Here is a 24,381-nt window from a genome sequence, read left to right as displayed (position 1 = left end):
AGATGAGGAAGCGCCAGCTCGCAGTCGCCGGGCTCGGTCTGCTCGCGGTCGCCGCGACCGCCGCGGTGACCGTGGCACAGGCCGCCACGCCCGAGCCCACGCTCGGTTCGCTGTCCGCCTCCCCGGCCAGTGGTCTGGACATCACCGCGCCGGTGTTCATGACCTCGGCGGGCTGCCCGGACACGGCCGACGCGTACAACATGTTCGTGTACGGCCCCGGCGGGTTCGCCGCCGGGCTGATCGCGACCACGACCACGGACGTGAACCTCTCGCACACGTCGAGCTTCCCGATCCAGCAGGGGCTGACGTTCGCCGACATCGCGCTCGACCACCAGACGACCGTGCAGCCCGGCCGCTACGACGTGGTGGCCAACTGTGTGGACGCGTTCTCGCAGCAGGTCATCGGGACGTTCGCGACTCCGCTGTGGTTCACCGACGCGACGCACTACCAGAGCACCGATCCCAGCGCGCCGCCGACGACCACGACGACGACCGGGACGTCCCTCACGACCACCGAATCTCCCACCAGCACAACGGAAACCAGCACGTCGACGAGCGAGCCGGCCAGCACCACGACCACCACCAGCGAGCCCACGAGCACGACCACCACGACGAGCGAGCCGTCGTCGACCACCACCACCACGACCGAGTCGACCACGACCACGGAGCCGACGAGCACGACCACCAGCGAGCCGACCAGCACCACCAGCACAACGACGTCGTCGCCCACCAGCACCACAACGGAAACCAGCACGTCGACGAGTCAGCCGACGAGCACCACGACCACCACCCAGCCGACCAGCACGACGAGTACGTCGACCACGACCCATACGAGCACGTCGACGAGCACCTCCACGACGGGCACCACCAGCACGGCCACGTCGGCCACCACCACCGGAACGTCCACAAGCGACTCGGAAACGTCCACAAGCGACACCACCTCGTCCGCGAGTGACACCAGCACGACGATCTCCAGCACCAGCGACATTCCTGCCGGTCAGGGACCGGGTCCGAGCGGCGGGAACGGCGGATCCCAGGCACAGACGGTCGGCACCAAGATCACCGGGCTCGCCAGCACCGGGGTGCCGGCCGGGTATCTCGCGCTCGCCGGTGTCGGGCTGCTCGGCGCGGGAATCGTCGCGCTGCTGGTCGCTCGCCGTCTTCGGAAGGAGCAGCATGCGTAACCGCACCCTCACGCTGACCCTGCTGGGCCTCGTGGCCGCGGCCGGCACGATGATCGGCGTCGCACAGGCCGCCGTCCCGCAAGCCACGCTCGGGTCCCTCACCATCTCGGACAACGACAAGACGGGCTTCGATGTCAGCGCGCCGCACTACACGACCGCCGCGGGCTGCCCGGCCGACGCCGACGCGTACAACATGTTCATCTACGGCCCCGGAGACTTCGCAGGCGGCCTGATCGCGACCACGACCTCGGACGTCGGCCTGGCCCACGACGGCGGTTTCGTGATCTACCAGGGACTGTCCTTCAAGGACATCGCGCTGGACCACCAGACGACGATCCAGCCGGGCCGCTACGACATGGTGGCCAACTGCCTGGACTCGTTCAGCCAGCAGGTCAAGGGCAGCTTCAGCATGCCGCTGTGGTTCACCGAACCGACCAAGTACACGACCACCGACCCGGCCGGCGGGAGCACGACGACGACCACGCCCACCACCGGCACCACTACGACGGGCACCTCGTCGAGCACCGAAACCACGGAAACCAGCAGCAGCAGCGAGTCGAGCAGCAGCACCACCGAATCGACGACGATCAGCACCACCGACAGCGAATTCGGTGCCCTGCCAACGGATACGCAGAGCGCGCCACCGAACACACCGGCTGGTGACGTCTCGCCCGCCGCGGACGGGAAACTCGCCAACACCGGTGTCCCCGCCGGCTACCTCGCGCTCGCCGGGGTCGTTCTGCTGGGCGCCGGGATCCTGCTGGTGGTCTTCACCCGGCGGCGCCGCGAGACCGTGATGTCGCAGTGGCCGGAATAACCCTTGCCCCGCCCGGTAAACCGGCCGCGGTCCGGGTGGCCGGACACGCGCTGACGATCGTCGGGGTGCTCGCGCTGAGCCTGCTCGTGCAGCTGGTGCTCATCGGCGGCCTGCAGCACAACCGGGACCAGGACGTCGCCTACACGGCGTTCCGCACGCAGCTGGCCAACGCGACCGCGCCGGTCGGGCCGCTGGGCCAGGACGGGCACCTGCTGGAGTCCGGTACTCCCGTCGCGCTGCTGAGCATTCCGCGCCTCGACCTGTCGCAGGTCATCGGCGAGGGCACATCTGCGGAGGCACTGAAGTCCGGTCCCGGCCACCGCCGGGACACGGTGCTGCCGGGGCAGCCCGGGGCGAGCGTGGTGATGGCGCGGCGCGCGGGGTTCGGCGGCCCGTTCCAGCGGATCGGTGAACTGGCCAGCGGCGACCAGATCACGGTGACGACCGGCCAGGGGCAGTACCGGTTCCAGGTGCTCGGCGTGCGGCACGCGGGCGATCCGCAGCCCGCCGCGGTGGGCAAGAACGAAGGCAGGCTCACCCTCGTCACCGCGGACGGCCCGCCGTACCTGCCCACTGACGTGCTGCGCGTGGACGCGGCGCTGACCGGCACCCCCGTCGCGGGCTCCGGCCTGCTGCCCGCCTACGCCCTGCCCGACGACGAGCAGGCGATGGCCGGCGACCGGGGCGCGCTGGTGCCGCTGGTGAGCTGGGCGTTCGTGCTGCTGCTGGCCGCGGCCGGCGTGGTCTATACCCATCAGCGGCTCGGCCTGTGGCAGGGCTGGGTGATCGGGGTGCCGGTGCTCGGCGCGCTCGGGCTCGCCGTGGCGGACGCGATCGCTTCGATGCTGCCGAACCTGTTGTGACACGGAGGAACATGGAGGACGACGTGACGATCACCCAGCCGCTGGACCTGCCGGACGCGGAGCTGGGCTCCGCCACGCTCGAGGCGCGCGCGGTGTCGGCCTGGTTCGGTGATCACAAGGTGCTCGACCGGGTTTCGCTCACCATGCCCGCGCACGCCGTCACCGCGCTGATCGGCCCGTCCGGCTGCGGCAAGTCGACGTTTCTGCGGATCCTCAACCGCATGCACGAGCTCATCCCCGGCGCCACCCTCGCCGGCGAGGTGCTGCTCCGCGACACCGACGTCTACGACCCGGCGCGGAAGCTGACCGAGGTGCGCCGCCATATCGGCATGGTGTTCCAGAAACCCAACCCGTTCCCCGCGATGTCCATCTACGACAACGTGACGGCCGGGCTGAAGCTCACCGGAACCAAGGTGCGCCGCGGCGACCGGGACGACGTCGTGGAGGAATGCCTCACCCGCGCCGGGCTGTGGAAGGAAGTGCGGGACCGGCTGCGCCAGCCCGGCGGCGCGCTGTCGGGCGGTCAGCAGCAGCGGTTGTGCATCGCGCGTTCGCTCGCCGTGCGGCCGGCCGTGCTGTTGATGGATGAGCCGTGCTCCGCGCTCGACCCGACCTCGACCCGCCGGATCGAGGAGACGATCGCCGAGCTGACCGACGAGGTCACGATCGTCATCGTCACCCACAACATGCAGCAGGCACGACGCGTGTCAGACCAGTGCGCGTTCTTCCTCGCGGAGGAGGGGACGCCCGGCGCGATCGTCGAGCACGGCGCCACGAGCAAGGTGTTCGACGCACCGATGGACCAGCGCACCGCGGATTACGTCAACGGGCGGTTCGGCTGAGTTCTGTCGCCCAGTAGAGTGGAAAACCGTGAAGAGGTGGACGACCGGCTGGATCGTCGTCACCGTGCTCTTGGTGCTGGCCGCGGTTCCCGCGTCGATTTTCGGTTACCGGGTGCTCGCCCCGCCGTCGCACGACGAACACGGTGTCGTCGACCTCACGGACTTCACGACCGAGCAGGATCTGCGCGCGGGCCCGCTCGCGCCCGCGCCACCGCCCGGTTCGTGGCGCATCGACTGCGGCCGTAACGCCGAGGGCAGGTACAACTCCGACAACCTCGTCGCGAGCCCCGGCCAGGTCGGCGGGGCCCATCACCTGCACGACTACGTCGGCAACGTGTCCACGAATGCCTTGTCCACCAACGAAAGTCTCGCCGCGGCCGGCACCACCTGCCCGGACGGCGACAAGTCGGTCTACTACTGGCCGGTGCTGCGCGTCGCCGGCCGGATCCTGGTGCCGGATTCCGTGGTGATCGAGTATCAGGGCAACCCCGTCGCGGACGTCGTCCCGATGCCCGAGTTTCTCCGTGCCAGTACCGGGAACGCGCACGGATTTTCCAGCGGCGGCAAGATGACCGAGCACGTGCAGTGGAGTTGTTCCGGCGCGGGCGGGCATGTCACCCGGCAGTACCCGCGGTGCGGTCCCGGTCAGCAGGTGCTGCGCCGGTACGACTTCCCCAGCTGCTGGAACGGGCGCACGACCGACAGCGCGGACCACCGGTCGCAGACCGTCTTCCCGGATTCCGCGGGAGCCTGCCCGATCGGCACCTTCCCGGTGCCCCGGCTGCACATCGAGCTTGCCTATTCGGTCCCGGCCGGGGCCGATTACCTCATCGACACCTTTCCCGAAGAGAAGAATTCCCCGATCGCCGATCACGCGGACTACATCGACGTCATGCCTGACGCGGTGATGGCCGCTGTTGTAGCCTGTGTGAACTCGGGACAGCACTGTGTTGCCTGAGACCGTGGAGGAAACAGCCGATGGCCGGGTTGAAGACCCGTCGCCGTGAGGTGGCCGACGAAGCGCTCGTGCGCACCCTCTTCGAGGAGCACGGGAACGCGATGCTGGGCTACGCCACCCGCCTGCTCGCCGACCGGGCGGCCGCCGAGGACATCGTCCAGGAGGCGCTCGTGCGCGCCTGGCGGAACCCGGAGATCCTGGTCAAGGGCAAGGGTTCGACCCGGGCGTGGCTGCTCACCGTCGTGCGGAACCTGGTCATCGATTCGGTGCGCGCCAAGAAGGCGCGCCCGCGCGAGGTGGCCGAATCGCCGGTGACCGTGCCGGTCGAGCGCGACCACTCCGATAATGTGGTGAACTCGATGACGGTCCTGTCCGCGCTGGACAGCCTCAAGCAGGAGCATCGTGAGGTGCTGGAGCAGACCTACCTGCGCGGTCGGTCCATCGACGAGGCCGCGAAGGAGCTGGGCATCCCACCGGGCACCGTGAAGTCGCGGTCCTACTACGGGTTGCGGGCGTTGCGCGAGTTCTTCAAGGCGGAACGGGCGGAGGGAGTCGCATGAGCGATCAGGGCGAGCTACATGTCGACCTCGTCGAGTATCTCTTCGGTGAGCCGAGCGAGCAGGAGCGCCGCGCGGTCGAGGACCATCTGGCCACGTGCCCGCAGTGCCGGGAAGAGGTGGACTCCTTGATCGAGACCCAGACCCAGCTCGCCGCGCTGCCGCCCGAAGCCATGCTGGACGGGCCGCCCCCGGACGCCGATCTGTTGCTGCAGCGCACGATCCGGCAGGTCCGCAAGGAGTCGACCGGGGCCCGCAGCCGCACCCGGGCGTTCGCCGCCGTGGCCGCCGTCGTCGTGGCCGCCGCCGCGATCGGGGTGGGCGTCGTCGTCGGCCGCACGACCGATGGTTCGGCGCCGCCCGTCGCCGCGCCGCCGCCGGCCTCCGCCCAGCCCGCCGGCACCCGGTTCGCCAGCGGCACCGACGCGGCCACCGGGGCACGCCTCACCGTCGGCGTCACACCTGCCGCCGGCTGGGTGCGGGTCAACGCCTCGGTCACCGGCATTCCCGCCGGGCAGAAGTGCCGGGTCGTGGTCGTCGGCAAGGACGGCACCCGTGAACAGGCGGGCAGCTGGCTGGTGTCGGACAAGGGCGCCAAGGAAGGCACCAACCTCGACGGCTCGGCGCTGATCGACCCGGGGAATGTGGCTTCGGTGCTCGTCGAGAACACCGATGGCAAGCAGTTCGTGCAGGTCGCGATCTGACGTTTTGCCCTGTGACCCAGGTCACAGATGTCGATTGAACTCGCCCGCCCGCCGGGACCGTCTACCCCCCGAAAGACTTCAGCGGCCGGAAGATTCCGGTCCCCACAAGGGGGTTTCCCGAAAATGCTACGTAAACGAGCCGTGCTGCTCGCTGCCCTGACGGCGGTCGGAGTTGCCGCCCTCACCGCCTGCGGCGGCGGTGCGGACACTACGGCGGGCCGGCCCGTGTTCGACGCCGGTGCGGTGTCCACTGTGGCCTTTGTCGCCGGGACGGCGCAGGACAACAACGCACCCAAGGACACCGGCGACTTCGCGGCGCCGGGCACCGCGGCCGCGCAGCAGTGGGTCGAGCTCGACGCGGGCTCCGCCGGAAAGCTGAACCCGGTGGTACTCAACGGAAAGGGCTTCGTGCTCTACCGCTTCGACAACGACACGGCGAACCCGCCGGCGTCCAATTGCGACGGTGACTGTGCCGTCAAGTGGCCGCCCGTCACCATCAAGCCGGGTGGCAAGGTCTTCGTCAATGGTGTGGACCAGAACGATGTCGGGGTGCTGACCCGCAAGGACGGCAACCTGCAGCTGACCATCAAGGGCTGGGCGCTCTACCGGTTCAGCGGTGACACCCAGGCGGGCCAGACCAACGGGCAGGGCATCGGCGGCACCTGGTTCGGCAGCACGCCGGACGGTGAAAAGGCGCAGGAAGCGCAGAACGGCACCGGGCCCGGCGGCATCGAATTCCAGACCGGCACCGCGAAGGAGAACAACGCCGACCCGAACGCGGGCGATTTCTACAAGGGCCCGCGCTCTGACGACGCGGCGATGAAATGGGTGCAGCTGACCCGCGGTTCGGCCGGCGGCCTCAACCCGATCGTGCACGACGGCGCCGGATTCACCTTGTACCGCTTCGACAACGACTCGCCGAAGCCGCCGACCTCGAACTGCAACGGCGACTGCGCCAAGAAATGGCCGCCGGTGCTGGTGAAGCCCGGTTCGCGGATCTTCGTCAACGGCGTGCCGGCTTCGAAGATCGGTGTCCTCACCCGTGCCGACGGTACGCGTCAGGTCACGATCAACGGCTGGGCCGTCTACCGCTTCTCCGGCGACACCAAGGCGGGCCAGACCAACGGTGAAGGCGTTGGCGGTACTTGGTTCGCGGTCTCGCCCAACGGTGGCAAGGTGCTGCCGAAGGACGGTGCCCAGCCGAGCGGCGCCCCGGCGAGCAGCAGCGCGCCGGCCACCGCGCCCTCGTCGGCCGGCACGGTGACACTGGGCAACGGCAGCGCGATCCTGGACAGCGGCAAGAACTTCAGCGAGCCCACCGGATCGTCGGGCGTCGCCGGTCCGGGCTGTGTCGCGGTTCCCAACCCTGCCAACGTTTCCTCGATCCAGCTCACGGGCGGGCCGGTGAAGCTGTGGAAGGGCCCGAACTGCACGGGTGAGTCGAAGATCATCACCGACAGCGTGCCGGACCTCGGTGCGATCGGGTTCGACAAGCAGGTGGCGTCGATCCGCTTCGGGGACAGCTGACCGGCAGACCGGGTTTCGGCGGGGTGGGCGCCTGGGGGCCCACCCCGCCTTTGCCGTGCCTGGGCCTAGACGGTGACGCCGTGGCGTCGCAGCAGACGGAAGATCTCCTCCTGTTGCTCCCGCGCCGCCGGGGATCCGCTCCCGCCCCGGCCGGTCGTCCAGCGCGCCAGCTGGGCCGGCGTCGAGCCGTTCTTGTTCGGGCGGCGGGGATCGGCGCCGCCGTCGAGGAGCGCCTCGACGACAGCCGCACAGCGATTGCGCACCGCGCGGTGCAGTGGCGTGACACCACTTTTGTCCACAGCGTTGGGATCGGCCCCGGCGGCGAGGAGACAGCGGACCGCTTCTCGTTGCTGTTCCGGGTCCCATCTCCGCGACCCCGGATTGCCGTCCGCGGCGTAGTGCAGTGGCTGAGCGCCCCGCCGGTTCCGGGCCTGCACATCTGCTCCCGCGGCCAGGAGTTCGTTGATCATCGCCGCCCGGAACGCGGCCGCCGCGATGTGCAAGGCGGTATCGCCCGCGTAGACGTAATGCCCGATCTCGGCGAAGAAATACTGTTCCGCGGTTTGCCTTGTCGCACCTCGCAGCATTGCTCGCGTGCTCGCCAATGCCGGTGCATCAGCGAGCAACGCCGACACCTTTGCCGCGTCGTCAGCCACGATCGCTTTGATCAACGTCATCAGTTCGGCGTCGTCCGCCATCGGGCCAGCGTACTCATTTCATCGGTATGTAGCCGTTGAACAAGGCGGCACCGCGGTCGTCATCCACCCGGACCCAGGTGTTCCCGCGCTCGATCGGTTTCGCGTCCGCCGGCAGCCAGCACGCGAAGGTCCCGTGCAGGACCTCGGGATACACAGGTGCCCCGTTCCCGAAGTCGGCGATCATCGACTGGGCCGACGGTGGTGTGATTCCCACGAACGGTACCCGCCCGCCGAGTTCGGGCACCGACAGCCGCCGCACCGGGATCGACGCACCGATGAAGGTGTCCTGGTAAAGCTGGGTCTTCGGCCGGGCCGGATCGGTCACGCACGCGATCGCGTGTTCCGCGTTCCGGGCCAGAATCACTTGGTAGGGCCCGTTTTCGAGCAGCGCGCCGGGTTGGTAGCCGTCGGCGCCGTCGAGTGGTCCGGGCAGCGCCGCCAGGCAGGCGCCGAGCGCGCTGCCCTCCCGGGACGCCCGGTCCGCGGGCCGGTCGACGATGCTGAACAGCGGCGCGGGCGCCGGTGGCAGGGCTGCCCGCGGGCCAGGGCGTTTGGTCTGGCCCTTGACCGAGTTGCCCGCGGACAGCTGGGTCGTGGCCGGATCGGTCCCGGTGAACATCGCGAAATGCCGGTCCTTGGTGTCGAACCAGGTGTAGGTCACGCCGATCCCGTTCGGCAAGGACAGCTCCACGCCTTGCCAGGACGGGTCGGCGAATCCCGCGGCGAGTCCGGTCGCGGTGTAGAGCAGCAGGGCGGTGTGGGTGCCTTTGGCGTAGGCCGGTTTCGCGTTCGGATCCGAGAGGGTCACCGTGGTCGCGGTCATCTCGCAGAACATCGTCTTGCCCGAGGCGGTGATGCCCATGACGATGTCGTCGCCCTGCGACGCCATGGAAATCATCGTCCAGGTGTTCAGGGCCGGGAGCCGATCGGTTTTGCCTGCCTGTTCCGCCGCGGCCCAGCACCGGTCGAACGGACCGCCGCCGTCGGACGCTGTCGGATCCGGTACGGGCTTCACGAGCTGCACGGCCGCGACCGCGCCGGCGACCAGCACGATGACCGCGGCGGCCGCGACGAGCAGCCCACCGCGCCGGGGCGGGCGGTCGATCCCACGCAGCACGGTCTCGCGCAGGCGGGCGCGGACCTCCGGCGGTAGTTCGCGGCGTGGGGGAAGGGTGGTCGTCATTGGTCCTCCAGCAGAGTGCGAAGGTGGGCGCGGGCGCGCGACAGGTGTGCGCGGACGGTGACCTCGGCGATGTCGAGCAGTGTCGCGGCGTCGGCGATCGACAGGTCGCCGAGCAGGCACAGTTCGACGACCTGGCGTTGCGCGGGTGGCAGGGTGCGGACGGCCGCGATCACGGTGCGCAGCAACGCTTCGCCGTCGAGTTGCTCGGCGACGCTGTCGGCGTGATCGGACACCTCACGCGGCTCGGGAAGGCGCCGGAGCAGCCGTAAGCGGCGGCTCGCGCCGCGGTGCTCGGTGCGCGCGAGGTTGCCCGCGACCGTGTACAGCCACGGCAGCGCGCTGTCACGCAGCAGGGTGATGTCGGCCCGCTTCCGCCACGCGATGAGGAACGTGTTCGACGTCAGGTCCTCCGCCGCGCTCCACGATCCGGTGAGCCGGTAGGCGTGGTTCCACACCGCTTGGGCATGACGTTCGAACAGTTCGGTGAAGGCGCCCTGGTCACCGGTCGCGGCCCGGCGCCACAGCTCGCCGTCCCCCGCGGCCACCGGCACCCCCACGCCACCCTCTTGAATGGTCACACCCATCAGTGGCCGGCACCCGGCCCGATGTTGCGACGCTACGCGCTACTCGCAGGTAATCTTCGTGGTATGGGTATCGCCACCGATGAGCGCCGGGCGCTCAGTGCGCTGTTCGATGAGGTCGGGCCGGATGCGCCGACGTTGTGCGAGGGCTGGCAGACGCGCGATCTCGCCGCGCATCTCGTGGTGCGTGAGCGCCGGCCGGATGCTGCCGCGGGCATCATGCTGCCGCAGCTCGCGTCGTACACGAAGCGGGTGCAGGACCGGTACGCCGCGAAACCGTGGAACGAGCTCGTCGAGCTCGTGCGGTCCGGGCCGAGGTTCTCGCCGATGCGCATCGGCGCGGTGGACGAGGCGGCCAACGGCTCGGAATTCCTTGTGCACCACGAGGATGTCCGCCGCGGCAAGGATGGCTGGGAGCCGCGCGACGCCGACCCGGCGCGTGACGAGGCCGCGTGGCGGGCCACGAAGGGGGTGTCGAAGCTCAACCTGCGCAAGTCGCCCGTCGGCGTGCTGCTGCGCACACCCGACGGGCAAGAAGCGGCGGTCAAGGCCGGGCCGGATCCGGTGACCCTCGTCGGGGCGCCGGTGGAGCTGCTGCTGTTCGTCTTCGGCCGCGACGCGGTCCGCGTCGAGTTCGAAGGCGACGACACCGCGATCGGCAAGCTGAAGGCACTCAACCGAGGCCTGTGATCTTCGCGAAGGCGACGATGTTGTCCTCGTAGTTCCGGCTCGACCGATCGAACGCGCCACCGCAGGTGATCAGCCGCAGCTCGGGGCCCGCGGTGTCGCCGTAGACCTCGTCCGTCGGGAAGCCCGACTTCGGGTAGCTCGCGACGCGGTAGACGGTGAACGTCGCGGTGCTGCCGTCCGCGCGGTGCACGATCGCCTGGTCACCCGCGTGCAGATCCTTGAGGCGGTTGAACATTCCCGGGACGTGGTTGTAGTCGACGTGTGCCGCCAGCACGGCCGGGCCGACTTCACCGGGTGCCGGGCTGCCCGTGAACCAGCCGGTCGTGCGTGCGTCCTTCGGGACTTCGAGCTCCCCGCCCGGGGTCAGCGCGAGATCGATGATCTGTCCAGTGTGGACACCGATCGCCGGGATCTCCAGCGTCGCCGGGTGGGGTCCGGCGGCTGGTGCGGTCTGGACCTGTTGTATCGCCTGCGGTGCTTGGGGTTCCGCACCGCAGGCGGTGAGCGTGGCGCCGATGGCCAGCAGTGCGAGCCACCGGCGCCAGGTCGGACGGCTCATCGCTGCGCGCGCCGCCGCATGACGAAGAGGGTTCCCGCGCCGGCCGTCCCGGCGAGCGCGATCCCGCCGAGTGTGAACGCCGCGGCGTCGCTGCCTGTGCCGCCGGTGCTGTCACCGCCGCCGGTGTCCACCCCGCCGACCGGCTTGACCTTCACCTGGGCCGAGGTGCTGGACTTGGCGGTTTTGGTCGTGGTTGCGGGTTTCTTCGTGGTGGCTGCCTGGCCTGCCCGGTGTGGCAGCGTCTCGCACGCCTTTCCGTCGTTGTCGGCGTCGAGACGGTTCGGGTCGGACGGGTCCGCGTCGAGGACGGCCTGCGCGTCTTCCTGATACTGGAAATCGCCGCAGTCCTTGTCGGCCGTCGCCGCAGAGTGGACTCCGCCCTGCGCGAGGGCGAAGGGCGCGGGACCGAGCAGAGCAATGGCGCCGACCGCGGCCGCCGTACCGAGCACACGACTGATCTTGGGCATGAATGTTCCTTTTCCTCCAGAGTGCGACCATTCGCCGCTTTGTGCACCCTGTCGTCTCCGGAAACGGGAACGTTACCGCGCAATTTCGCCGAAAATGATTGACGCTTAGTGGGTGGAAACGGTGATCAAACGCCGGCTGTGAACAGTGAGTGAATCACCGCCGTCGCCGTATGCCGCGACCGTGGAAAAACCGGCTTCGTGCAGCCATTGCCGCAGCTCGGGAAAGCCGAAAGTGCGCGTGAAGAACCGCAGGTCACGGTGTCTCCCGTCGCGGATCACGGCTCGTCGTGACAATACCCGGCTGGTCAACGGATCGAACTCGTTGCGGTCGACGAGCAGATTTCCTTCGCGCTCCATGACGACACTCGATTGGAGATTTCGCAACAGCCACGGCAGATTATTGAGTTCGAGAATGAACTCCCCGCCGGGGCGGAGTACGCGGGCCACCTCGGAGATTACTTTACGGTTTCCGGAATCGTCGAAATATCCGAACGACGTGAACCAGTTCACGACCCGGTCGAATCGCGACGCCCACGGCAGGTCCCGCACATCACCGTGGTGATAGTCGACCGAAACGCCCCACGCCTCGGCATCCCCACGCGCCCGCTGCAGGAACAACGGGGTGGCGTCCAACCCGGTGACGTGACAACCCCGCGCCGCCAAGCGGTTCGCGATCCTGCCGTGCCCACAGGCGAGATCGAGTACCTCCATACCAGGCTCGAGTTCCAGGAGCCGCCAGATCAACTCGGTGTCCGCGTCGCTGCGCTCGTCTCCGGTCCGGTCGGCATAGAAGTACAGGTAGTCCTCGCCGAAGAGGTCCGCCATGTCGAAGACAGGGTCCGTCATGAGTTGACGCTAGCCCAGATCGCGGGGCGCGAAGCGGCCACGGATCGAGTTGGGTGGTCATCCCGTCGCCTGTCACAGGAACGATCACTTTTCGTCAGGGCCGCAACCTTCCTGCCCGGCTGGCGGCCGAGAGACCAGAGCTTGCGGCTCTGAGGAAAAGTGATATTCGAAAACCGCAGGCGACGGGATGACCACCCAACTCAACCACCTCGGAAAGGTGAGATCCCTTTGGGCCTGGCCATCCTGGAGCCAGCCCGTCCGGCGAGGACATCTTTTGATCTTTTCCCTCGCGCTCCGCGCGAGGGCGTCGCGCTCCGCGCGACGTTGTCCGCCGGGCCCACCCCGATGGCCGATCGTCTAACGGTTGGCACGTCGTATCAAGGGCGCCTTCGGCGTCGCTGCGCGATGACCGCTGGCGCGGTCACCCTTGACACGACGTGCCAACCGCTAGGGCGGCTTTCTATCGGGGTTGGGGGAGGTGTGGATGGGCTGCTTTCGTTGTTGCGTTCCGTTGCCAGGTTCCGGGGGCTGGTTGGCGGTGGCCCGGGTTCCGGTGCGTTTTGCCGGTGGACCGGGTTTCGCGGCCGGGTTCCAGGTTCCGGCGTGTTTGCTTGTGGCGCGGGCGTGTTTGCTCGCTGTGTCGGTGAATTTGCTGGCTGTGCGCGTGAGTTTGCCCGTGGGGTGGGTGAGTTGGCTTGCCGTGCGGGTGAGTTTGCTGGCTGCGCGCCTGAGTTTGCCCGCTGTGTCGGTGAGTTTGCCTGTGGCGCGCGGGGTGAGGTGGTGGTGGCGCGGCTCATTGCGGGGTGCGGGGAGCGGGGAGGGTTGTGTCCGAGAGCCGGTGTTCCCAGGTCAGCGAGGCTTGTAGCGATCTACCTGGTCGGTTACGGTTGTCGCGTCACTCACCGAGTGTTACTTGTAGCGCACCGGGGGAGCCATGATGGCCGGATCGCGGGTTGTCATTGTCGGCGCGGGGGTTGTGGGGGCCGCGCTCGCTGACGAGTTGTCCGCCCGCGGCTGGGACGACATTACCGTCATCGAACAGGGCGAGTTGCCGGCACCCGGTGGATCATCGTCACACACACCAGGATTGGTGTTCCAGGCCAATTGTGCCAAAATTATGACACAATTCGCGCGGTACACGGTGGACAAGTTCCGTGGCCTCGGGTGCTATTTTCCCATAGGTGGCCTCGAAATCGCGACCACACCGGCACGTCTCACCGAATTGCACCGGCGCCAGGGTTGGCTCACCGCCTGGGGCGTCGACGGAATGGTGATCGAGCCGGACGAGTGCGTTCAACTCTTCCCGCTGCTTGACCGCGACCAGGTACTCGGCGGGCTACATGTCCCGACCGACGGGCTGGCAAAAGCCGTCGGCGCGGTGGATGCGCAGCTCAGCCGCGCCCAAGATCGGGGCGTGCGGGTCCTCGAACAACACGAAGTCCTCGACATCCGCACAGTCGGCGACCGGGTAACGGGCGTCATCACCGACAAAGGGCAAGTGCCGGCGGACATCGTCGTGTGCTGCGCGGGGATCTGGGGACCGAAGATCGCCCGCATGGTCGGCATGAACCTGCCACTCACCCCACTCGCCCACCAGTTCGCGTGGACCGGACAAATACCAACCGGCCAACGTGAGGAAGCGGTCCATCCGATTGTGCGGCACCAGGACGGAGATCTGTACTACCGCGAGCGGTTCGAAACACTCGGCATCGGATATTACGGGCACCGCCCGATGCCCGTCGACGTCGACGACATCCTGAGTGTCGACGCGGCCGAAGGAATGCCATCAATACAGCCATTCACCGAGGAGGACTTCGCCGAAGCGTGGCGCGAGACGAATTCCCTCCTCCCGGCGACCCGTGAGACGAAAATCGAGGAAGGCATCAACGGTCTCCTCTCCTTCACCGCCGACGACATGCCACTGCTCGGCGAATCCCCTGATATATCAGGGTTCTGGGTGGCGGAAGCGGTGTGGGCGACACACTCGGCAGGCGTCGGCCGGGCGATGGCGGAATGGATCGCCGACGGGTACTGCTCATCGTTCGACCTCCACGAGTGCGACGTGAACAGGTTCGAACCACACCAGCTCGCACCAGAGTACGTCCACACCCGAGTGTGCCAGAACTTCACCGAGGTCTACCACGTCAAGCACCCGCTCGAACCGATTCAGGAGCCGCGTCCACTGAGGACAAGTCCATTCTATGCCAGGCAACAAGAACTCGGCGCCTACTTCCTGGAAGCGAGCGGCTGGGAACGTCCACAATGGTACGAAGCGAACGCCGGACGGGTGCGGGACGTGCCCCAGCCGGACGAATGGGTGGCGTGGTACTGGTCCCCGATCAGCGCCGCCGAGGCGCGGACCACCCGGGAAAACGTTGCCCTGTATGACATGACGTCGCTGAAACGGCTCGAAGTCGGCGGGCCTGGCGCGTTCGGGTTCCTGCAGTGGATGGTCACCGGCGACATCGACAAACCCGTCGGCTCGGTGGCCTACTGCCTGCTCCTCGACGAGGATGGCGGCATCCGCGGCGACGTCACGGTGGCCCGGCTCAAACCCAGACTGTTCCTCATCGGCGCGAACAGCAACCTCGATTTCGACTGGCTGCGAAGACATCTCCCGGCCAACACGTGGATCCGCGACAGCACAGCCGGAACCTGCTGTGTGGGCGTGTGGGGACCGCGGGCCCGCGACGTCGTGCGACCGTTGATCACCATACCGGGCTACCTCGGTACCGTGCCGGTGACCGCACTGCGTTCGTCCTATTTGGACGAACCCGGCTGGGAGCTGTGCACGACCGCCGACATGGGCGCGAAACTGTGGGACACACTCTGGGAAGCCGGCGAACCACACGGCGTCATCGCGGCCGGGCACGACGCGTTCACCAGCCTTCGGCTCGAACAGGGGCATCGCGCGTTCGGCACGGACATGACCTTCGAGCACGACCCGTACGAGGCCGGCCTCGGCTTCGCGGTCGACGAAGGCAAGGACTTCCTCGGTAAGGCAGCCGTGCTGCGGCGTAAGGAAAACACGGAGCGGAAGCTGTGCCGCCTCACGCTCGGCGACGTCGTCATGGGCAAGGAACCGGTGTACGACGGCGAAACGTGCGTCGGCTACGTCACGAGCGCCGCCTACGGCTACACGATCGGCACGGCGATCGCCTACGCCTGGCTGCCGGCGCGCCTCGGCGAGCCGGGCCAGACCGTCCACATTGGATACTTCAACCGGCGGTTACCCGCTGTCGTCGTGGCCGAACCGTGATCAAGCACCATTGTGGTGAGGCGGAATCGCGGTAGCCTGGCGGTGACCCAGGTCACCGTCGACCCGAGGAGCCGCCATGGAGAGGTTACTGTCGCACGCGCCCACGCCGATGACCGCAGCCGGACGACTTCTCGCTGTGCTCGACGCGTTCGCGCCGGGCCGCAGCAGCCTCACCCTCAGCGACATCAGCCGCCGCGCCGGGCTTTCCCTGACCACGGCGCACCGGCTGGCCGGGGAACTGATGAACTGGGGCGCACTCGAACGCGACGCCGAGGGCCACTACCGCATCGGCCTGCACCTGCTGGAGCTCGCCGCGCTCGCCCCGCGCGGGCTGGAGCTGCGCGAACTCGCCCAGCCCTACCTCGAGGACCTGTTCCATTCCACGCGTGCCCACGTGCATCTCGCCGTGCGCGACGGGTCGGAGGTCGTGTACGTCGAAACGCTCCGGGCCCGCGGCGCGGTCACCGTGCTGAGCAGGCTGGGGCAGCGCTGGCCCCTCCAGGTGACCGGCACCGGTCTGGTCCTGCTGGCCTATTCCACGCCGGAAGTACAGGAAAGCGTGCTGCACGGCCCGCTCAAGCGTTACACCGCGAAAACCGTGACCGACCCGAACGTGCTGCGCCGCACGCTGGCGGACGTGCGGCACACCGGCGTCGCCGTCGCGGAGGAACAGATCACCCTGGAGGGCGTGGCGATCGCGGCGCCGATCCGCGGCGTGGGCGACGAGGTGGTCGCCGCCCTGGGCCTGGTCGTGCACATCGACGACTGCGAGCCGCGGGCACTGGTGCCGGTGATCACCGCGACCGCCCGGGGCATCTCGCGGGCGCTCGGCGCCCCGTCGGCGAAGGGCCATTCAGGCGTGGTCAAGGCCTGCTGACGCCACCGCGAGCCGTGCGCACCGGAGTGCGCACGGACGGTGACGGACCAGCTCAGCGAACCCCGTACAGGTGCTCGATGGCGAGCTGGTCCAGCGCCTCGAACGCCATCCCCCGCTTGGCCGCGGCCTCGGGGTCGAACTCCTCCGCGCGGAACGCGGCCAGGCTCTCGCCCTCGGTGAGCGTGGGCTGGGAAAGCTCGTCCACCCGTGCGGCGGAAAGCGCCTCCCGTACCTGCGGGTCCTCCCGGAACGCGCGCACCTTCTCCCGCAGGATCAGGTAGTTGCGCATACAGCCGGCGGCCGAGGCCCAGACCCCGTCGAAGTCCTCGGTACGCGGCGGCTTGAAATCGAAATGCCGCGGCCCGTCGTAGCCGCCGTTCTCGACGATGTCGACGGTCCAGAACGCGCCGCGCGCGTTGCCGGCGCCGAACCGCAGGTCCTGGTCGAACCGCGGCCCGTGCTGGCCGTTGAGGTCGATGTGGAACAGCTTGCCGTGCCACAGCGCCTGCGCGAGCCCGTGCGCGTAGTTGAGCCCGGCCATCTCCTCGTGCCCGACCTCGGGGTTGAGCCCGACCAGCTCCGGGCGGTCCAGCTCGGTGATGAACGCGAGCGCGTGCCCGAGGGTGGGCAGCAGGATGTCGCCGCGCGGCTCGTTCGGCTTCGGCTCGATCGCGATCCGCAGGTCGTAGCCGGAGTCGACGATGTACTGCGTCATCGTGTCGACGGCTTCCTTGTACCGGTCCAGCGCGGCCTTGATGTCCTTGGCGGCGCCCGACTCGGCGCCCTCGCGGCCACCCCAGCAGACGAAAGTGCGCGCGCCCAGCTCGGCGGCCAGGTCCAGGTTGTCCAGCACCTTGCGCAGCGCGAACCGGCGCACGTCGCGGTCGTTGTTGGTGAACCCGCCGTCGCGGAACACCGCGTGCGAGAACAGGTTCGTGGTGATCATCGGCACCTGCAGGCCGGTCGCCGCGAGCGCCTCACGCAGCGGCTTGAGCGCCGCCTCCTTCTCCGCCGCCGAGGACCCGAAAGGGATGACGTCGTCGTCGTGGAAGGTGACCCCGTAGGCGCCCAGGTCGGACAGCCGGTGCACGGACTCCGCCGGGTCGAGCGGCGGGCGGGCCGCACCGCCGAAGACGTCCACACCCTGCCAGCCGACGGTCCACAACCCGAACGAGAACCTGTCCTCACGGGTGGGGGTGTAATCCGCCATTGCAACTCCTTCGAAACTCACTTGCCGAACCCGGCCGTCAGCCCGGTGACGAGCTGCCGCCGGCCGAGGATGTACAGCGCCAGCACCGGGAGCGTGGACAGCAGCACGGCGGCGAGCACCGCCGGGATGTTGACCCGGAACTGACCCTGGAATGCCCACAATGCCATGGGCAGGACCCGCTGGTCAGAGCTCTGCGTCAGGATCAGCGGGAAGAGGAAGCCGTTCCACACGTTCAGCCCGTCGTAGACCGCCACCGTCACCACCGCGGGCTTGACCAGCGGCAGCACCAGGCTCACGAGCATCCGCCAGTGCCCGGCGCCGTCCACCCGCATCGACTCGAACAGCTCGTTCGGCACGTCGCGCAGGAAGTTGGCCAGGATGACCACGGACAGCGGGATCGCGAACGCGACCGACGGCAGGATGACCGCGAGCAGCGTGTCGTAGAGGTGTGCCCGGGTGATCAGGTAGTAGATCGGGATGATCGTCGCCTGCAACGGGATCGCCAGGCCTAGCAGGAATGCGTTGTAGGTCACCCCGGAGAACCGGGTGCGCCCGCGCACGACGTAGTAGGCGGCGGTCAGCGAGACCGCGACGGTGATCGCGACGGTGCCGAGCGTGACCACCGCGCTGTTGAGGAAGTAACGCAGGAAGTCGTTGCGCAGCACCAGATCGTAGTTGGAGAGCGTCGGGTTCGCTGGAATGGCGAGGGGGTTCGCGTCGTAGAACCCGCGCTGGTCGCGCAGGCTCGTCACGACGATGTAGTACACCGGCACCAGCACGATGACGAGCCAGACGAACCCGGCGATCCCGGCGGGCACGTTGGGGCGGGCGCGCATCAGGCTCCCTCCAGCTGGCTGCCACGCTGGAATCCGGCGAGCCGGGCGAGCCCGAGCGAGAGCGCGAGGCCGGCGACGACGAGCAGCACGGCGAGCGTGCTCGCGCGGCCCATGTCGTTGTTGGAGAACCCGTTGAGGTACATGTCCAGCGGCAGGAACCGGGTCGCGTCGCCCGGCCCGCCGCCGGTGAGCACGAACACGAGGTCGAAGTAGGTCAGCGAGCCGACCAGCATCAGCGTCGACGAGGTGATGATCGTGTACCGCAACTGCGGCAACGTGATCGACAGGAACTGCCGCACCCGGCCCGCGCCGTCGATCTCCGCGGCCTCGTACAGCTGCCGCGGGATCTGCCGCACACCGGCCTGGTAGAGCAGCGTGTGGAACGGGATGAACTGCCAGCCGATCACGAAGATCACCACATACAGTGCGAGTGTCGGGTCGCCGAGCCAGTCCTGCGAAAGCGCGGCGACGCCGAACGCCCGGCTCATCCCGAAGTTGGGGTCCAGCAAGGCTTTGAACGCGATCGCGATCGCCGCCGCGGACAGCAGCAGCGGCAGGAAGTACAGCACGCCCAGCACGGCCCGGTACCTGCCGCGCCCGGCGAGGAGCACGCCGAGCAGCAGCGAGACCGGGGTCTGGAAGAGCCAGCTGACCACCATCACCTGCAGGCTCAGCCAGATCGCGTGGTAGGTCGCCGGGTCGGACAGGGTGGTGACCCAGTTGCCGAAACCGGTCCACGACGGGTCGCCGATCCCGTCCCAGCGCATCAGGCTCAGCACGACCACCCCGCCCAGTGGCAGCAGGGCGAAAACACCGAAGAAGACCAGCGCGGGCACGGCCATCAGTGGGCTGGGCCCGGTGCGGGGGTGTCCCGCACCGGGCCTGCCGACGGCCTTCGACCCGAGTTCGACCGGTTCGGAGGCGATCGTGGGAGCGTCCATCACTGGCCGATCGTGGCGTTCATGTTGGCCGAGAACTGCTGGGGCGTGATCTCCTTGAGGAAGAGCTGGTCGAGGTTGTTCAGCAGCGCGTCGGCCTGTCCCGGTGAGAGCGCCTGGTCCCAGGAGAGCTGGAAGTTCGGCGCCTTGCTCGCCAGACCGTACACATAGGACAGATACTGCGGGTCCTGCGTCTTGGCGAGCTTCGCCTCGATCCCGTTCACCGGCGGCACCGAACCGTTGGCGAGCAGACTGTCCACATAGGAGTCGTTCATCACGCCGGTGCGCAGGTAGTCGACCGCCGCCTGCTTCTGCTGGTCACTGGCGCCGGCCGAGACCGACCAGTAGTTCGCGGGGTTGCCGACGATGTCGTCGGGCGCGCCCTTGCCGCCGGTGACCGTGGGGAAGGTGACGTAGCCGAGCTTGTCGCCGGAGATGAAGTCCGGGTCCGCCTGCTTGATCGTCGGGAACGCCCACGAGCCCATCAGGTACATCGCGGCCTTGCCGGTGAACAGCAACGCGGTGTCGGCGTTGGAGTCGGTGGCGATCGAGTTGAAGCCCTTGATGAACCCACCGGCGTCGACCAGTTGCTGGATCATCGTGTTGGCCTGGATCACCGCGGGATCCGACCACGCGTCCGGCTTGTTCGCCGCGATCGCGTTGAACACGTCGGGCCCGCCGATCCGGTCGACGAGGTACTCCTCCCACATCAGCTGCGGCCACTTGCTCTGCCCGCCGATCGAGAACGGGGCGATGTTCGCCTGGTTGAACCTCGGCACCAGCGCCATCAGGTCGTCCCAGGTCTTCGGCGGCTGCGCGCCGATCCGGGTGAACAGCTCCTTGTTGTAGAACAGCACGACCGGCTGCATGCCGTTGTTGGGCACGGCGTAGGTCTTGCCGTCGATCACCCCGGTCTGCGCGACGGAGGGCAGGTACCGGCTCGCGAGTGTCGGGTCCTTCTGCACCTCGGGGGTCAGGTCCATGACCTTGCCCGCGTCCACCCAGGACCTGAGCAGGCCGCCGTTGCCCCAGCTGAACAGCAGCGTCGGTGCCTGGCCCGCGCCGACGGCGGACCGGATCTTCTGTTTGTAGGCGTCGTTGCCGAAGAACTGGCCGTCGATCTTGGCGTCGGTGAAGGAGGTGCGGAAGGTCTGCTCGTCGCCGCCGGTCAGCGCCCAGGCCGACGGGGTGCTGCCGCTCGCGCCCGACGGACCGCTGCTGCCGCAGGCCGCCGTGAAGGTCAGGAGTGCGGCGAAGCCCGCCGCGATCAGCGCCACCCGGCGCTTGCCCAGTGTCATCGTCGTGCCTTCCCCATCGAAGGTTCCGAAAAGTTTCGGAAACACTATGGTGTGGCACGGAACTTAAACCGGTCGTTGTGCCTCGTCAAGGGACTGGTGCAACGGGAATAGCCGGGGTTAGAGTGGCCGAAATTTTTCCGATACGGGAGGTTGGCGTGCCGGCTGGTTCGGGCAAGCGAGCGACGCTCGCGATGGTGGCCGACGCCGCCGGGGTTTCGCTGCCGACGGCCTCGAAGGTGCTCAACGGCCGGGGCGACGTGTCCGACGCGACCCGGGCCCGCGTCGAAGGGGTGCTCCGCGAGTTCGGGTACGTGCCGCAGACGGGCCGTCGCACCGTCCCGCCCGCGCGCGTCGTGGACCTCGTGTTCGACGACCTGCACAGCACCTACTCGCTCGAAATCCTGCGTGGTGTCACGGATGCCGGTGCCGAGGCCGGCGTGGACGTCGTGATCGGCCGGCTGCCGGTGCCCGTCCAAAGTGGACCGTTGACCCCGGAGGACAGCTGGGCGCAACGGCTCAAGAGCAGCGGTCGCGAGGGGCTCATCGTGGTCACCTCCGAGCTGAGTTTGGCCCAGGTGGAGGGTTTCGCCCGCGCCGGGCTGTCGCTCGTGGTGATCGATCCGCTCAACCTGCCGCGCGTCGAGGTGACCAGCGTCGGCGCGACGAACTGGTCAGGTGGGCTCGCCGCCACCGGGCACCTGCTGAGCCTGGGGCACCGGCGGATCGCGTACGCGGGTGGGCCGGCGCAGGCGTCGTGCAGCCAGGCCCGGCTGCACGGTTACCGCGCGGCACTGGAGAACGCGGGCTGCGCGGCCGACCCGGATCTGGTGCTGCACGGCGGTTTCGAGTACAGCGACGGCCTCGACATGGGCACCCGGCTGCTGGCGCTGGACGAACCGCCGACCGCGATCTTCGCCGGCAACGACGCCGCCGCGCTCGGTGTGCTGGAAGCGGCCCGCCGCCGTGGCCTGCGCGTGCCGGACGACCTGAGCCTGGTCGGCTTCGACGACACCGTGCTGGCCGAATGGTCAACTCCGGCGCTGACCACGGTCCGCCAGCCGTTGCAGGACATGGGCCGCGTCGCGCTGCGCACACTGCTTCGCTTGGCAGGCGGCGAAACCCTGGACTCCCATCACGTCGAACTCGCGACGAACCTCGTCGTCCGCGACTCGACAGCCCCGATCTCCGAGCAAGGAGCACGATGACGCGCTGGCACGACAGGTCGCTTTCGCCCGATGAGCGCGCCGAGGCGCTGCGAGCCGAGATGACGCTCGAAGAGAAGGTGGCGCAGCTCGGCAGTGCCTGGCCGGGGAACGAACAGCTCAACGGCAACGTGGCGCCGATGCAGGACGTGTTCGCCCGCGGCGGGGTCCCGTTCGACCAGGTCCGCGCGGACGGGATCGGCCATCTGACAAGGGTTTTCGGCACCGCGCCGGTGTCGGCGGCGGACGGTGCCGCCCGTGTTGTCGCGCTGCAGCAGGAGATCGTCGACGAGACACGCCTCGGCGTACCGGCGATCGTGCACGAGGAATGCCTGACCGGGTTCACCACGTTCGGCGCCACCGTCTACCCGGCCGCGCTCGCGTGGGCCGCGACGTTCGATCCTGGGCTGGTGGAACGGATGTCGGCGGCGATAGCGGCGGACATGCGCGCGGTCGGTGTGCACCAAGGGCTTTCGCCGGTGCTCGATGTCGTGCGCGACTACCGGTGGGGCCGCGTCGAGGAAACTCTCGGCGAGGACCCGTATCTCGTCGGCATGCTCGGTTCGGCGTACGTCCGCGGCCTGGAGAAAACCGGGATCGTGGCGACGCTGAAACACTTCGCCGGGTATTCGGCGTCCCGTGCCGCGCGCAACCACGCCCCGGTGTCCATCGGCCCGCGCGAGTTCCGTGACGTGATGCTGCTGCCGTTCGAAATGTCCATTCGCGACGGTGGTGCCCGCTCGGTGATGCACGCCTACGTCGACCTCGACGGTGTCCCGGCCGGGGCGAACATCCCGCTGCTGACCGGAATCCTGCGCGACGAATGGGGTTTCGAGGGCGTCGTGGTCTCCGATTACTGGGGAATCGCGTTCCTCAAGAGCATGCACCGGGTCGCCGACTCCGTCGGTGGTGCGGGCGCGCTCGCGCTGGCCGCCGGTGTGGACGTCGAACTGCCCGACACCCTCTGCTACGGCAAGGAACTCATCGAGCTGGTGCGGTCCGGCGAGGTGCCCGAGGACCTGGTGGACAGGGCGGTGCACCGGCTCCTGCGGCAGAAGGCGGAGCTGGGGCTGCTCGATCCCGATTGGGCGCCGAAGGCGGAGGCGATCGACCTCGACTCGCCGCGCAACCGCGCGATCGCCCGTGAGATCGCCGAGAAGTCGGTGGTGCTGCTGGCGAACGACGGTGTGCTTCCGCTGGCGGCCGGGAAGATCGCCGTCGTCGGACCGTGCGCGGCTGACCCGCTGACGTTCATGGGCTGCTACTCGTACCCGAACCACGTCCTGCCGCGGTTCCCGGAACTGGGCATCGGCGTCGAAGCAACGTCCCTTGTGGACGCTTTGCGGGCCGAGCTGCCGGATGCTTCGATCTCGCTGCGGGCCGGCTGCCCGATTCGGGACGAGGACCGTTCAGGATTCGCGGAAGCCGTTGCGGCGGCGGAAGAAGCCGACGTCTGCATCGTGGTTGTCGGCGACCGGGCGGGCCTGTTCGGCGAAGGCACCTCGGGCGAGGGCTGCGACGCGGAGGATCTCAGCCTGCCCGGCGTGCAGGACGAGTTGGTGGCGGCCCTGCTGGCGACCTCGACGCCGGTGATCGTGGTGGTCGTCTCGGGCCGGCCGTACGCGCTTGGCCGGCATGCGGGTGCCGCCGCCATGATCCAGGCGTTCATGCCCGGTGAAGAGGGTGGTCCGGCGCTGGCGGGCATCCTGTCCGGCCGGGTCACGCCGTCGGGCCGGCTGCCGGTGCAGGTGCCGCGGGTCCCGGGCGGGTCGCCGGGGACGTATCTGCACCCGCCGCTCGGCGGGAACAGCGCGGGCATCAGCAACCTCGACCCGACGCCGCTGTTCCCGTTCGGCCACGGCCTCTCGTACACGACGTACGAGTACTCGGACTTTTCCTTGAGCGCCAAGGAGATTCCCACGGACGGCACGGTGTCCGTGTCGGTCACGGTGCGGAACGCGGGCGAGCGGGCCGGTGAGGAGACGGTGCAGCTGTACCTGCACGACGTGCAGGCTCAGGTGACGCGGCCGGTGCTGGCGCTCGCCGGGTTCACCCGGGTCGCGCTGGCGCCGGGGGAGAGCAGGCGGGTCACGTTCGGCCTGCACGCGGACCGCACCAGCTTCACCGGCCTCGACCTGCGCCGCATCGTCGAACCGGGCCGCTTCGACGTCCACGTCGGCCCTTCGTCCGCCGACCTCCCCTGCTCCGGTTCCTTCGACATCGTGGGCTCGGTCCGCGAAGTCGGCCCCACCCGAGTCCTCACCACCCCAGCCACCGTGGCCTGA

General features: G+C 68.7%; 23 protein-coding genes. 13 read left to right on the top strand and 10 right to left on the bottom strand.

Translation table 11 applies throughout. The features are described from left to right. Window positions 1–2: 2 nt before the first annotated feature. The 8 genes from LOZ83_RS04405 (at window position 3) to LOZ83_RS04370 (ending at window position 7,452) form a co-directional block, all read left to right on the top strand. A complete protein-coding gene (locus LOZ83_RS04405; RefSeq protein ID WP_236788877.1) occupies window positions 3–1,184 on the top strand; it encodes a hypothetical protein in 1,182 nt (393 codons plus the stop codon). After that, the gene (locus LOZ83_RS04400; RefSeq protein ID WP_236788876.1) at window positions 1,177–2,001 is read left to right on the top strand and encodes an LPXTG cell wall anchor domain-containing protein; all 825 of its coding nucleotides are present in this window, start codon (window positions 1,177–1,179) and stop codon (window positions 1,999–2,001) included. The genes LOZ83_RS04405 and LOZ83_RS04400 overlap by 8 nt, the downstream gene beginning before the upstream one ends. Beyond that, window positions 1,989–2,864: a sortase domain-bontaining protein gene (locus LOZ83_RS04395; RefSeq protein WP_236788875.1), complete on the top strand. Its 876-nt coding sequence runs from the start codon at window positions 1,989–1,991 to the stop codon at window positions 2,862–2,864. The genes LOZ83_RS04400 and LOZ83_RS04395 overlap by 13 nt, the downstream gene beginning before the upstream one ends. 11 nt (window positions 2,865–2,875) lie before the next feature. Continuing rightward, window positions 2,876–3,706, top strand: a complete 831-nt coding sequence (locus LOZ83_RS04390) for a phosphate ABC transporter ATP-binding protein (protein WP_236788874.1) — start codon at window positions 2,876–2,878, stop codon at window positions 3,704–3,706. 28 nt (window positions 3,707–3,734) lie between these two features. Continuing rightward, window positions 3,735–4,664, top strand: a complete 930-nt coding sequence (locus LOZ83_RS04385; protein WP_236788873.1) for a DUF1996 domain-containing protein — start codon at window positions 3,735–3,737, stop codon at window positions 4,662–4,664. A 20-nt stretch (window positions 4,665–4,684) separates the two neighbouring features. Continuing rightward, a complete protein-coding gene (locus tag LOZ83_RS04380; RefSeq protein WP_236788872.1) occupies window positions 4,685–5,224 on the top strand; it encodes a sigma-70 family RNA polymerase sigma factor in 540 nt (179 codons plus the stop codon). After that, window positions 5,221–5,925, top strand: a complete 705-nt coding sequence (locus LOZ83_RS04375; RefSeq protein ID WP_236788871.1) for an anti-sigma factor — start codon at window positions 5,221–5,223, stop codon at window positions 5,923–5,925. Before LOZ83_RS04380 ends, LOZ83_RS04375 begins: the two co-directional genes overlap by 4 nt. 123 nt (window positions 5,926–6,048) lie before the next feature. After that, a complete protein-coding gene (locus LOZ83_RS04370) occupies window positions 6,049–7,452 on the top strand; it encodes a hypothetical protein (protein ID WP_236788870.1) in 1,404 nt (467 codons plus the stop codon). 65 nt (window positions 7,453–7,517) lie between these two features. Here the strand turns inward: LOZ83_RS04370 and LOZ83_RS04365 are convergent, their stop codons facing one another. The 3 genes from LOZ83_RS04365 to LOZ83_RS04355 are packed head-to-tail and all read right to left on the bottom strand — an operon-like array spanning window position 7,518 to window position 9,917. Next, window positions 7,518–8,150 (bottom strand): ankyrin repeat domain-containing protein, encoded by a 633-nt coding sequence (locus LOZ83_RS04365; RefSeq protein ID WP_236788869.1) that lies wholly within the window; start codon window positions 8,148–8,150, stop codon window positions 7,518–7,520. A 13-nt stretch (window positions 8,151–8,163) separates the two neighbouring features. Then, the gene (locus LOZ83_RS04360) at window positions 8,164–9,333 is read right to left on the bottom strand and encodes a hypothetical protein (RefSeq protein WP_236788868.1); all 1,170 of its coding nucleotides are present in this window, start codon (window positions 9,331–9,333) and stop codon (window positions 8,164–8,166) included. Further along, window positions 9,330–9,917, bottom strand: coding sequence for an RNA polymerase sigma factor (locus LOZ83_RS04355; RefSeq protein WP_374202620.1), 588 nt, complete (start codon window positions 9,915–9,917; stop codon window positions 9,330–9,332). The genes LOZ83_RS04360 and LOZ83_RS04355 overlap by 4 nt, the downstream gene beginning before the upstream one ends. Window positions 9,918–9,980: 63 nt before the next feature. Between LOZ83_RS04355 and LOZ83_RS04350 the strand changes: the two genes are divergently transcribed. Continuing rightward, a complete protein-coding gene (locus tag LOZ83_RS04350; protein ID WP_236788866.1) occupies window positions 9,981–10,604 on the top strand; it encodes a TIGR03085 family metal-binding protein in 624 nt (207 codons plus the stop codon). On the opposite strand, the gene LOZ83_RS04345 is transcribed toward LOZ83_RS04350, so the two are convergent. From LOZ83_RS04345 to LOZ83_RS04335, 3 genes are all read right to left on the bottom strand, one after another. Then, window positions 10,588–11,163 carry a class F sortase gene (locus tag LOZ83_RS04345; RefSeq protein WP_236788865.1) on the bottom strand — a complete coding sequence of 192 codons (576 nt, stop codon included), beginning with the start codon at window positions 11,161–11,163 and terminating at the stop codon, window positions 10,588–10,590. The two genes, LOZ83_RS04350 and LOZ83_RS04345, sit on opposite strands and share 17 nt — an antisense overlap. Then, window positions 11,160–11,630 (bottom strand): calcium-binding protein, encoded by a 471-nt coding sequence (locus LOZ83_RS04340; RefSeq protein ID WP_236788864.1) that lies wholly within the window; start codon window positions 11,628–11,630, stop codon window positions 11,160–11,162. Before LOZ83_RS04340 ends, LOZ83_RS04345 begins: the two co-directional genes overlap by 4 nt. 105 nt (window positions 11,631–11,735) lie before the next feature. Beyond that, entirely contained in the window at window positions 11,736–12,476 is a 741-nt protein-coding gene (locus LOZ83_RS04335; RefSeq protein ID WP_236788863.1) for a class I SAM-dependent methyltransferase, read from the bottom strand. 937 nt (window positions 12,477–13,413) lie between these two features. Here LOZ83_RS04335 and LOZ83_RS04330 point away from each other — a divergent pair. Together LOZ83_RS04330 and LOZ83_RS04325 are read left to right on the top strand one after the other, a co-directional pair. Next, a complete protein-coding gene (locus LOZ83_RS04330) occupies window positions 13,414–15,735 on the top strand; it encodes an FAD-dependent oxidoreductase (protein WP_236788862.1) in 2,322 nt (773 codons plus the stop codon). A gap of 76 nt (window positions 15,736–15,811) precedes the next feature. Continuing rightward, on the top strand, window positions 15,812–16,612 hold the full coding sequence (locus tag LOZ83_RS04325; protein WP_374202619.1) for an IclR family transcriptional regulator: 801 nt from the start codon (window positions 15,812–15,814) through the stop codon (window positions 16,610–16,612). 52 nt (window positions 16,613–16,664) lie between these two features. Here the strand turns inward: LOZ83_RS04325 and xylA are convergent, their stop codons facing one another. The 4 genes from xylA to LOZ83_RS04305 are packed head-to-tail and all read right to left on the bottom strand — an operon-like array spanning window position 16,665 to window position 20,894. Beyond that, entirely contained in the window at window positions 16,665–17,822 is a 1,158-nt protein-coding gene (gene xylA, locus LOZ83_RS04320; RefSeq protein WP_236788861.1) for a xylose isomerase, read from the bottom strand. Window positions 17,823–17,839: 17 nt separating this feature from the next. Beyond that, window positions 17,840–18,658 carry a carbohydrate ABC transporter permease gene (locus LOZ83_RS04315; RefSeq protein ID WP_236788860.1) on the bottom strand — a complete coding sequence of 273 codons (819 nt, stop codon included), beginning with the start codon at window positions 18,656–18,658 and terminating at the stop codon, window positions 17,840–17,842. Next, on the bottom strand, window positions 18,658–19,599 hold the full coding sequence (locus LOZ83_RS04310; RefSeq protein WP_236789440.1) for a carbohydrate ABC transporter permease: 942 nt from the start codon (window positions 19,597–19,599) through the stop codon (window positions 18,658–18,660). The genes LOZ83_RS04315 and LOZ83_RS04310 overlap by 1 nt, the downstream gene beginning before the upstream one ends. Further along, complete coding sequence (locus LOZ83_RS04305; protein ID WP_236788859.1) at window positions 19,599–20,894, bottom strand: extracellular solute-binding protein; 1,296 nt, start codon at window positions 20,892–20,894, stop codon at window positions 19,599–19,601. The genes LOZ83_RS04310 and LOZ83_RS04305 overlap by 1 nt, the downstream gene beginning before the upstream one ends. Before the next feature lie 155 nt (window positions 20,895–21,049). Between LOZ83_RS04305 and LOZ83_RS04300 the strand changes: the two genes are divergently transcribed. Continuing rightward, window positions 21,050–22,099 carry a LacI family DNA-binding transcriptional regulator gene (locus LOZ83_RS04300; RefSeq protein ID WP_236788858.1) on the top strand — a complete coding sequence of 350 codons (1,050 nt, stop codon included), beginning with the start codon at window positions 21,050–21,052 and terminating at the stop codon, window positions 22,097–22,099. Continuing rightward, on the top strand, window positions 22,096–24,381 hold the full coding sequence (locus LOZ83_RS04295; protein ID WP_236788857.1) for a glycoside hydrolase family 3 N-terminal domain-containing protein: 2,286 nt from the start codon (window positions 22,096–22,098) through the stop codon (window positions 24,379–24,381). The genes LOZ83_RS04300 and LOZ83_RS04295 overlap by 4 nt, the downstream gene beginning before the upstream one ends.

Source organism: Amycolatopsis sp. GM8 (genome assembly GCF_021653975.1).
Classification (GTDB): Bacteria; Actinomycetota; Actinomycetes; order Mycobacteriales; family Pseudonocardiaceae; genus Amycolatopsis_E.
This window is presented reverse-complemented; position numbering and strand designations above follow the sequence as displayed.